8 protein-coding genes and 1 pseudogene are annotated in these 9,257 nt (G+C 75.6%); 2 read left to right on the top strand and 7 right to left on the bottom strand.

The annotated features are described in order from the left end of the window. Window positions 1-1,057 (bottom strand): serine/threonine-protein kinase (locus D450_RS29435; protein ID WP_449289452.1); only part of this gene is annotated, 1,057 nt, incomplete at its 3' end. 215 nt (window positions 1,058-1,272) lie between these two features. Between D450_RS29435 and D450_RS0104630 the strand changes: the two genes are divergently transcribed. Both D450_RS0104630 and D450_RS0104625 read left to right on the top strand, forming a co-directional pair. Next, window positions 1,273-1,743 (top strand): NUDIX domain-containing protein, encoded by a 471-nt coding sequence (locus D450_RS0104630; RefSeq protein ID WP_017537507.1) that lies wholly within the window; start codon window positions 1,273-1,275, stop codon window positions 1,741-1,743. Window positions 1,744-1,852: 109 nt separating this feature from the next. Further along, window positions 1,853-2,644, top strand: a complete 792-nt coding sequence (locus D450_RS0104625) for a SigB/SigF/SigG family RNA polymerase sigma factor (RefSeq protein WP_017537506.1) — start codon at window positions 1,853-1,855, stop codon at window positions 2,642-2,644. A 20-nt stretch (window positions 2,645-2,664) separates the two neighbouring features. Here the strand turns inward: D450_RS0104625 and D450_RS0104620 are convergent, their stop codons facing one another. From D450_RS0104620 to D450_RS0104590, 6 genes and pseudogenes are all read right to left on the bottom strand, one after another. Then, window positions 2,665-2,973, bottom strand: a complete 309-nt coding sequence (locus D450_RS0104620; protein WP_241483055.1) for a hypothetical protein — start codon at window positions 2,971-2,973, stop codon at window positions 2,665-2,667. A gap of 38 nt (window positions 2,974-3,011) precedes the next feature. Further along, window positions 3,012-3,860, bottom strand: a complete 849-nt coding sequence (locus tag D450_RS0104615; protein WP_017537504.1) for an SDR family oxidoreductase — start codon at window positions 3,858-3,860, stop codon at window positions 3,012-3,014. A 113-nt stretch (window positions 3,861-3,973) separates the two neighbouring features. Then, window positions 3,974-4,777, bottom strand: a complete 804-nt coding sequence (locus D450_RS0104610; protein ID WP_017537503.1) for a SigB/SigF/SigG family RNA polymerase sigma factor — start codon at window positions 4,775-4,777, stop codon at window positions 3,974-3,976. A gap of 201 nt (window positions 4,778-4,978) precedes the next feature. Then, window positions 4,979-6,769 (bottom strand): thiamine pyrophosphate-requiring protein, encoded by a 1,791-nt coding sequence (locus D450_RS0104605; protein ID WP_017537502.1) that lies wholly within the window; start codon window positions 6,767-6,769, stop codon window positions 4,979-4,981. 98 nt (window positions 6,770-6,867) lie between these two features. Next, a pseudogene (locus tag D450_RS35130) lies at window positions 6,868-8,122 on the bottom strand (glycosyltransferase). Between the two features lie 597 nt (window positions 8,123-8,719). Next, window positions 8,720-9,082, bottom strand: coding sequence for a hypothetical protein (locus tag D450_RS0104590; protein ID WP_017537500.1), 363 nt, complete (start codon window positions 9,080-9,082; stop codon window positions 8,720-8,722). Between the last annotated feature and the right edge of the window lie 175 nt (window positions 9,083-9,257).

The raw sequence follows: 9,257 nt of genomic DNA, 5'->3' as shown, positions 1-9,257 counted from the left end.
CTGCGGGTACTGCGCNGGTCTGCGGGTACTGCGCGGTCTGCGGGTACTGGGCGGTCTGCTGGTACTGCGCGGTCGGCTGGTGCTGCGCCGTGGGCTGGGCCTGGGGCTCGTAGCGCGCCGTCGCGCCGTCGTGGCCGCCGGTGCCCGCGACGGCGCCCCCGGCCGCGTACCCGGCGGCGCCCCCCGCCGCCGCGGCCCCCATGGCCGAGGTCCGCGCGTCGTCGCCGGCGTCGGAGGCCGGGGAGGCCCCCGGGGCCGCGTTCAGCGCCGTGTTGACCTTCTCCACCTGCTCGTGCACCCCCTGCCGGAAGGCAGGCGGAAGCCAGGAGGCCCCGGCCGGCACGTCCCCCAGGTGGTCCAGGATCTGGCCGGTGCCCGGCCGGTTGCGCGGGTCCTTCTCCAGGCAGGCGGCGGCCACCCGCTGCAGCGGCGGCGGGACGGCGCTGAAGTCCGGCCGCTCCTGGATGATGCGCATGACCATGGTGGGCATGGCCCCCTCGCCGAAGGGGCCGGTGCCCGAGGCGGCGTAGACCAGCACCGCGCCGTAGGCGAACAGGTCGCTGGCGGGGGTCATGTGCTCGCCCTGCACCTGCTCGGGCGACATGAACCCGGGGGTGCCGATGATGGACTGGGTGGCGGCGGCGCCCTCGGTGGCGCGGGCGATGCCGAAGTCGATCACCCGCGGCCCGTCCTCGGCCAGCAGCACGTTGCCCGGCTTGAGGTCGCGGTGGATCAGCCCCACCCGGTGGATCTCGGCCAGCGCCTCGGCCAGGCCGGTGGCCAGCACCCGCAGCGAGGCCTCCGGCAGCGGGCCGTGCGCCTGCACGCCCTCGTCCAGCGGCAGCGACGGCACGTAGGAGGTCACCAGCCAGGGCACCTCGCCGTCGGGGTCGGCGTCGATCACCGGGGCGGTGAAGGCGCCGCTGACCTGGCGGGCGGCGGTGACCTCCCGGGCGAAGCGCTCGCGGAAGGAGGGGTCGGCCGCCATGTGCGGGTGGATGCGCTTGACCGCCACGGCACGGCCCCCGGCGGACCGGCCGAAGTAGACCTGGCCCATGCCTCCCGCGCCCAGCCGCCCGATCAGGCGGTAGCGCCCGATGCGCTCCGGGTCGCCGTGCTCCAGTGGGCCCACGATTCCAACCTCCGTCGCTCGCCGCTGCGCCGGTGCCCGCGGCTCGCCGACACCGTTTCGTGACTGTAGGAAGACGCCCAGTCTAGGCGCTGGGAGCACCCGCGCCGCCCGGTGCCCGGACGGCGATCTAGCCTGGCCCCATGTCAGCGTTCCTTCCTCCTGAACAGTGGTTCGCCACCCTGCCCACCTCCTACCTCGCCTCCTTCGGCCTGATCACCGACCCCTCCGGGCGGGTGCTGGTCGTCGAGCCCAACTACCGCGAGCACTGGACCCTGCCCGGCGGCGTCGTCGAGCAGGACGAGCCCCCGCACCTGGCCTGCGAGCGCGAGGTCGCCGAGGAGGTCGGGCTCGAGGTGGCGGCCGGCGCGCTGCTGGCGGTGCAGTGGAGCGCCCCGGCGGGGCCGCGGCCCCGCCCGTTCTGCTCGTTCGTCTTCGACTGCGGCCGGGTGCCCGCCGACGTGCGGATCACGCTGCAGGCCGAGGAGCTGGACGACCACGCCTTCCTCGACCCCGACACCGCGCTGGGGTGCATGCACCCGGCGCTGGCGCCCCGCCTCAAGGCGGCCCTGGAGGGCAGGCGCGAGGGCCGGGCGGTGTACGTGGCGACCTGAGGGGTCCCCCGGCACGGTGCCGATGGTCCCTGGAGCGGCCCCGGCGGGGCTCCTAGACTCGTGGCGCGACAGGGAGCCGACGGCCCCCGCGCCCGGGAGGATTCCGCCGATGAGCCGACCCCTTCCCGAGACCGACCCGACCGCCGCCGACCGCCGGAGCCAGGCGCACGCCCTGCTGGTCCGGCTGTCCGCGCTGGAGGAGGGCGACCCGCGCCGCGAGGAGCTGCGCCGCCGCCTGGTGGAGCTGCACACCCCCGTGGTGCGGCGGATCGCCCGCCGCTACTCCGGCCGCGGCGAACCCGAGGAGGACCTGCGCCAGGTGGCCTGCGTCGGGCTGATGCAGGCGATCCGCGACTTCGACCCCCGGCGCGGAAAGGAGTTCCTGTCCTATGCCCTGCCGATGATGACCGGCGAGGTCAAGCGGCACTTCCGGGACCGGACCTGGGCGGTGCGGGTACCGCGCCGCCTCAAGGAGCTGCGCTCGCGCCTGATCGTGCTGGAAGGCGAGTTCACCCAGCGGCACGGCCGCTCCCCCACGGTCGCGGACGTGGCCGAGGAGCTGGGGCTGGGCACGGCCGAGGCGCGCGAGCTGGTGGCGGCCTCGGCCGCCTACAGCGCGCTCTCGCTGGACCTGCCCTGCGGGGCCGAGGGCGAGGAGCGCACGCTGGGCGAGACCCTGGGCGAGAGCGACCCGGCGCTGGAGGCGGCCGAGGACCGTGTGGCGCTGGCCCCGCTGCTGGAGCGGCTCTCGCCCCGGGACCGGTCGATCGTGCTGCAGCGCTTCGCCGGCGACCGCACCCAGGCGCAGATCGCCGCGTCGGTGGGGCTGTCGCAGATGCACGTCTCGCGGCTGCTGTCGACCTCGCTGACCCGGATGCGGCGGTGCGCCGAGGAGGGGTGAGCCGCGCCGGTGGGCCCGCGTCAGCCGGACCGGGCCAGCAGCGGCACGAGCACCAGCATGAGCAGCGCGAACGCGAACGCCCCGCAGATCAGCGCCACCGCGGTGCGCGGGACCGGCTCGGTGCCCTGCGCCGGGCCCTGCGGGCTCTGCCGGCTCTGCGGGCCCGGCCCGGCGGCCGCGCGCTCCTGCGCGGCCAGCCGGTGGGCGCAGGCGTCGATCCGCTCGGCGCAGCCGGGGTCCTCGGCGCGCAGCCGCGCCTCCATGGCCCGCAGTTCCGCCTCGTCCCGGCCGGTCCCCATGGCGCCCTCCCGCTCGGTCCTGCGGCTCACGGCTACCCGCCCCGGGCGCGGGGCAAACCCGGCCCCGCTCAGGAGGCCTGGACCTCCCCGCCGGTGGGCGCCAGGGTCTCGCCCGTGTAGTAGGAGGACAGGCGGCCGCTGGCGAAGAAGACGTAGGAGGGCGCGATCTCGTCGGGCTCGGCGGCGCGGCCCATGGGCGCGTGCCCGCCGAAGCCCTCCACGGCGTCCTCGGGCAGGGTGGCGGGGATGAGCGGCGTCCACACCGGCCCCGGCGCCACGCAGTTGACCCGGATGCCCCGGTCGACGTAGTGCCGGGCCAGGCAGGACGACAGGTTCATCACCGCCGCCTTGGAGGAGGAGTAGTCGATCAGCCCCGGGTTGCCGCGCAGGCCGTTGACCGAGCCGGTGACGACGATGGAACCGCCGTCGGGCAGGTGCCGCACGGCCGCGCGCAGCAGCCAGAACACCCCGAAGACGTTGACCTGGAAGGTGCGGGTGAGCTGCTCGGTGGTCAGATCGGCGAAGTCCTCCACCGGCGCCTGGGTGGCGTGGTGGGCGACGACGACGTCCAGGCCTCCCAGCTCCTCGACGGTGCGCAGCACCACCTCCTCGCAGTGCCCTTCGCCGCCCAGGTCGCCGGGGAGCAGCACGCAGCGCCGCCCCGCCTCCTCCACCAGCTCCGCGGTGCGGCGGGCGTCCCCGTGCTCCTCCAGGTAGGCGACGGCCACGTCGGCGCCCTCCTTGGCGAAGGCCACCGCGACGGCGCGCCCGATGCCGGAGTCGCCGCCCGCCACCAGTGCGCGCTCGCCCTCCAGCAGCCCGCGCCCCTCGTAGGCGCGCATCTCGTCCCTCGGGCGCGGCTCCATCGGCGGGGTGGTGCCGGGATAGGGCTGGGTCCGGCCCTCGGGCTCGGGCATCTCGGCTCCTCGGTCCCTCGGCGGTGTACGGACGGACCCCCGCTAACCGGGACCGCCGGGGGTAAAACCGCGGGGCGCGGGCCCGCTGCGCGGAGCGGACCCGCGCCCCCGGGTCAGTCCGTGCCCACCAGGTCCTGGCGCAGATCCTCCAGCGTGGCGCTGAGCAGCCGGGAGACGTGCATCTGGGAGAGCCCGACCACCTCGGCGATCTGCGTCTGGGTGCGGTTGCCGTAGAACCGCATCAGCACGATGCGCCGCTCGCGCTCGGGCAGGCGGCCCAGCACCTCCCGGACCGCCTCGTGCTCCTCCACTCCGTCCTGGCCGCCGTCCCCGCCGCCGATGGTGTCCCCGAGGGACGGGGCGTCCTCGCCGGTGCCGCAGGGCGCGTCCAGGGACAGCGCCGAGTAGGCCCGCGAAGCGTTCAGCAGGTCGTCCGCGGTCCGCTCATCGATGTCCAGGGCACTCGCGATCTCCCCGGTCGTGGGCGACCTGCCGTGCTCCTGGGCGAACTCGACGGTGAAGCGGTTGAGCTCGCCCCTCTTCTCCTGGTGCTTGCGGGGCACCCGCACGTCCCAGGTGTTGTCCCGGAAGTGCCGCTTGAGCTCCCCGGTCACGGTGGGCAGCAGGTAGGACAGGAACGGCTTGCCGTAGTCGGGGTCGTAGTAGGCGACCGCGCGGGTGAGCCCGAGCATGGCGACCTGTTCGAGGTCGTCCATGGGCTCGCCGCGGCCCCGGTAGCGACGGGCCTCCCGCCGGGCCACCGGGGCGTACATGTCGACCACCATCGCGCTGAGCGCCTCGGCCTCCGCCGAGCGGGGCGGCAGGTCCGCGCGGGCCTTGAGCAGCTCCTCGGCGGTGGCGCCCTGGGCGGGCTTCCGGGGGCCGGCGGGGATGTCGTTCGTGGGCGGAGCGGTCATCTCGCATTCCTCCCCTGCGACGTGGGCTGTTCACCGGCACGGGGAGCCGACGGCCACCGCGGCGTCCACTCCGCATGGGGCGTTCCTCGTTCATGGGCCGCGGTCGCAGCGTCGCCCCGTCGCGCGCCTCCGTGGATCGGGAGGCGCCGCCTCTCCAGGGTGCACCGTGCCCGTATAACGGGACGATAAACACCGGCGCCGTCAGCGGCGGCCCCAGGGCAGGAACTCCTGCGCCTTGGAGCGGACCCCCTGCGCCAGCACCGACCAGGCCTCCGGGTCCCCCTTGGCCAGGGCCGCCGTCATCGACTCCATCTGGTCCCAGGTGGCCGTCGGCGGGATCGGCGGCACCGACGGGTCGGTGGCGAACTCGACCACGGCCGGCCCCCGGGCCGCCAGTGCCTCGTCCCAGGCCTCGCCGACCCGGTCGGGCTCCTCCACCCGGATTCCGGTCATTCCCAGGCTCCGGGCGAACGCGGCCGAGGAGGCCCGGGGCAGCCGCTGGGAGGGGACGAACTGCGGCGATGCGCCCATCGCCCGCATCTCCCAGGTGACCTGGTTGAGGTCGCCGTTGTCGAACACCGCCACCACCAGGCGCGGGTCGCTCCACTGCTCGGCGTGGAGCGCGGCGGTGATGAGCTCGTTCATCCCGTTCATCTGCATCGCCCCGTCGCCGGCCATGGCGATCACCGGCCGGTCGGGGTGGGCGAACTTGGCGCCGACCGCGTAGGGCACGGCGCAGCCCATGGTGGCCAGGCTCCCCGAGACCGACCCGCGGATGCCGGCGCGGAAGCGCAGGTGCCGGGCGTACCAGTTGGTGGCCGAGCCGGAGTCGGCGGTGACGATCGCGTCGTCGGGCAGCCGGGGCGAGAGCTCGTGCGCCACCAGCTCGGGGTTGACCGGGTCGGCCGGCACCCCGGCGCGCCGGTCCTGCACCTGCCACCAGCGGCGGACGTTCTGCTCGATCGTCTCCCGCCAGCCGCGGTGCCGCTTGCGCTCCAGCAGCGGCAACAGCTCGCGCAGGGTCTCGCGCGCGTCGCCCAGCAGCGGGACCTCGAACGGGTAGCGCAGGCCGAGCATGGCGGGGTCGATGTCGATCTGCACCCCGCGCGCCTGGCCGTACTCGGGCAGGTACTGGCTGTAGGGGAACCCGGAGCCGACCATGAGCAGGGTGTCGCAGTCGCGCATCATCTCGTAGGACGGCCGGGTGCCCAGCAGCCCCGCGGCGCCGGTGACGTAGGGCTCCTCGTCGGAGATCACGTCCTTGCCCAGCAGCGCCTTGGCCACCCCCGCGCCGAGCAGGTCGGCGGCCTCGGCGATCTGCTCGCGGGCGCCGCGCGCGCCCTGGCCGACCATGACGGCCACCCGGTTCCCCGCGTTGAGCACGTCGGCGGCGCGGTTCAGGGCGTCCCGGTCGGGCACGGTGACCGACCGGGCGGTCCCCAGGGTGCCGGGCACCATCTTGAAGGCGTGCCCGGGCTCGACGTAGTCCAGCTCCTGCACGTCGGCGGGGATGATCACCGCGGTGACCGTGCGGCGGGACTCCGCCACGCGCATGGCCCGGTCCAGGGCGTTGGGCAGCTGCTGGGGCACGGTGACCTCGGTGAGGTACTGGGCCGCCACGTCCTTGTACAGCGCGTGCAGGTCGACCTCCTGCTGCATGGAGCCGCCCATGCCGCTGCGGTCGGTCTGCCCGACGACCGCCACCACGGGGACGTGGTCGAGCTTGGCGTCGTAGAGCCCGTTGAGCAGGTGGACCGCGCCGGGCCCGGAGGTGGCCGTGCACACCCCCACCCGGCCGGAGAACTTGGCGTAGCCCGCGGCCTCGAACGCCGCCAGCTCCTCGTGCCGGGCCTGGAGGAACCGCGGCCGGTCGCCGGCCCGGTCCCAGGCGGCCAGCAGTCCGTTGATGCCGTCGCCGGGGTAGCCGAAGACGTGCTCGACGCCCCACTCGCGCAGGCGTTTCAGCAGGAGATCGGAGACCTTCTCCGCCATCGTTGACAACTCCTCGGTCGGTCGGGCGGGCGTGCCCGGCCCCGCTACCCCGACCGGCGCCGATGATGCCGCCGGCCCGCGAACCGGCCGACGGTGCGTCAGCGGCCCCTTCCCGGGGCCGCGGCGGCGAGCGCCCCGCTCCGCCCGGCCTCCTCCCCGGGTTCGCGCCCGCGCGCCCGGAGCACCCGCAGGTAGCACCGCTCGATGCGGGCGGCCACCGTGTCCCAGCCGTAGCGGGCCGTCACCCGGTCCGCGGCGGCGAACCCGTAGCTCTCCCGGGTCACCGGGTCCGACAGCAGCCGGCGCATCCGGAAGGCCAGCGCCCGCGGCCGCGCCGGCGGCAGCAGGCGCCCGGTGACGTCGTTGACCACCGTGTCCAGGTGGCCGCCGACCGCCGAGGCGATGACCGGGGCGCCGCAGGCCATCGCCTCCACGGTGCTCATCCCGAAGGGCTCGTACCAGGGCATGTTCACCGCCAGGTCGGCCGACCGGAAGTAGGCGGGCACCTGCTCGCGGGGGACCGCCCCCAGGAAGCGCACCCGCTCGGCCACACCGGCCTCCTCGGCCACACCGCGCAGGCGGCCGACCTGCTCGTCGCCGTCGACGGCGCCCGGTGCGGGGCCGCCCACCACGACCAGCTCGGCCTCGGGCACCCCGGCCAGGGCCCGCACCACGGTGTCGACCCCCTTGCGGCGCACCAGCCGCCCCAGGCACAGGACCCGCGGCGCGTCGCCCCGCCGGGCCGCCGGCCCCTCCGGGAAGAAGCGCTCCAGGTCCACGCCGCCGGGGACGACCGCGATGCGGCCCGGATCCACGCCGCGCTGGCGCAGGGACCGCTGCTCCTGGGTGGAGGTGGCCAGGACCATGTCGGCCTTTTCGGCGACCTCGCTCTCGGCCTGCTCGCGCTCGGGCGGGCCGGTGTCGCCGGCCCCCTCGCGCATGCGCTTGAGCGAGAGGAGGGCGTGGAAGGTCTGCACGACGGGGACGTCCGCCGCCGCGGCCGCGGACAGGGCCGCCTGCCCGCTCATCCGGTCGTGGGCGTGCACCAGGTCCGGTGCCTCGTGGGCCCAGTGGCGGGCCAGGTCCTCGGCGAAGGCCNGTGTGCGGGGGGAGGTCGTCCCTGCCGATCGGGCGGGGCGGTCCGGCGCCGACGTGCCGCACGGTCACCCCCGGCGCCGCCTCGCTCTTCCCGGGCTGGTCCGGCGCGGTCCGGCGGGTGTGCACGACGACGGTGTGCCCGCGCTTCCCGAGGGCGCGAGCGAGTTCCGCGACGTGGACGTTCTGCCCCCCGGTATCGCCCCCGCCCATCGCCGCCAGTGGTGAGGCGTGCTCGGAGACCATGTCGATCCTCATGGTGCTACCTCCTCGATCAGCCGGTCCCACTCTCTGGTGAAGCGCTTGAGCGGGAAGCGTTCCGGGGCCTCCTGCCGGGCGGCCCGCCGTTTCTCTCGCGTCTCTCGTGCGCGTGCGGGATCCGGGGCCGGCACCCGCGGCTCCTCGCGCAGGCGTCCGGCATCGCAGCCGAATCGCTGCCGGCCGGCGCCGGTGCTGATAGGCGCCCCGGGGCACGTGCCGCACCAGGCTCTCGGAGCCGTGCCCGGGGCCGTGCGCCCTCGTTCCCGCTCCTCCGCTTCGTTCCCGGTGTGCACCTCCGGACCCCTACCGTCCGCTCGGTCCGTGGCCTCCCGGACCGCCGCGGGTGCACACCGCTCCGACTACCGACGAGCCGTCGCTCCAAACACCGGCTCGGGTGCGCCACCCGGGGCCGTAACGCCGCTCCGTGCCCACTGCCCGGGGATCCTCTCCGCCGAAATCCGTTCGGAAATCCCTCGGAGAGGGCATGGGCCTCCGCGCTCCACCGGGCACACGTCCGTCGAGCCTCCGACTCGCCCGCTCCCCGAGGGCGGTGACGGGTCGGAGCAGGGGGTGCCGGGGGGGTGCGCCCGGTGCTCACCGGCCGCCACCGCCCGGTTGCCGGTCGCCCTTGGGGCGGGCGGGCTGGACGGGCACCCCGTGCGGGGGCGGGTTGGACGTCGGGGCGGCCGACCCCTCGCCCACCGGGGAGCCCCCGTGGGGCGGCGGCGCCGCCTCCGGCCGGAAGTCCTGGTCCCCGCCGGAGGGCTCGGCGCCCTCCTCCAGCGCTTCGAGCCGGTTGGCCAGGACCTCCAGGACCCCGGTGCGGTCGCCGTGCGCCTTCTCGTAGGCGATCAGCCGGCGCAGCTCCTCCTCGCCGAGGGAGCGGACCCGGTGGCGCAGCGTGGCGATGGGCATGCCCTCGTACCCCGGCAGCGGAGGCGTGTTCTGCTCGGACATCGGCTCTCCCCTTCCGTCCGTCGCGTCCCCGCGCGGCTACCCGTGCCCGCGGGACCGCATGCGCCGGCGGCCCCGTTCGTCGGGCGGGAAGGCGACGTCGAAGGCGGGGCGCTCGGAGCGGATGCGCGGCAGCGAGGTGAAGTTGTGCCGCGGCGGCGGGCACGAGGTCGCCCAC

It is taken from the genome of Nocardiopsis halophila DSM 44494, assembly GCF_000341245.1.
Lineage (GTDB): Bacteria > Actinomycetota > Actinomycetes > Streptosporangiales > Streptosporangiaceae > Nocardiopsis_A > Nocardiopsis_A halophila.
This window is presented reverse-complemented; position numbering and strand designations above follow the sequence as displayed.